The sequence below is a fragment of the Halocalculus aciditolerans genome, assembly GCF_014647475.1.
In the GTDB taxonomy this organism is placed as follows: domain Archaea; phylum Halobacteriota; class Halobacteria; order Halobacteriales; family Halobacteriaceae; genus Halocalculus; species Halocalculus aciditolerans.
Map to the genome: position 1 here is coordinate 1 of NZ_BMPG01000023.1, position 629 is coordinate 629.

General features: G+C 56.6%; 1 rRNA gene. It reads right to left on the reverse strand.

The features are described from left to right. Positions 1 to 629, reverse strand: a 23S ribosomal RNA gene (locus tag IEY26_RS17415); the annotation flags it as partial.

Sequence of the window (629 nt, forward strand, 5' to 3'; positions counted from 1 at the left end):
CCGGCTACCGGTGTCCTCCTCCCGGAGTGAGGGTCACAGTCACTGACGGGTAGTATTTCACTGATGTCTCGGCGACGTGCTGGCGCACGCACCTGTGTAACGACTCCTACCTATGCTGCACATCAGCGACCGTGTCCCAGCGACAGCCTGCAGTAAAGCTCTATAGGGTCTTCGCTTCCCCTTGGGGGTCTCCAGACTCCGCACTGGAACGTACAGTTCACCGAGCCCAACGTCGGGACAGTGATGCTCTCGTTGATCCATTCATGCAAGCCGCTACTGAAGCGGCAAGGTACTACGCTACCTTAAGAGGGTCATAGTTACCCCCGCCGTTAACGGGTCCTTCGTCCCATTGTACTGGGTGTTCAGATACCCGCACTGGGCAGGATTCAGTGACCGTACGAGTCCTTTCGGATTTGCGGTCACCTATGTTGTTACTAGACAGTCGGAGCATCCGAGTCACTGCGACCTGCCTCTAACGAGGCAGGCATCCCTTATCGCGAACTTACGGGACTAACTTGCCGAATTCCCTGACGTCGGTTGATCTCGACAGACCTTGGCTTTCGCCGCCTGAGCACCTGTGTCGGATCTTGGTACGAATCTCGTGCTCGCCTTTTCACGGGCCCTAAGTT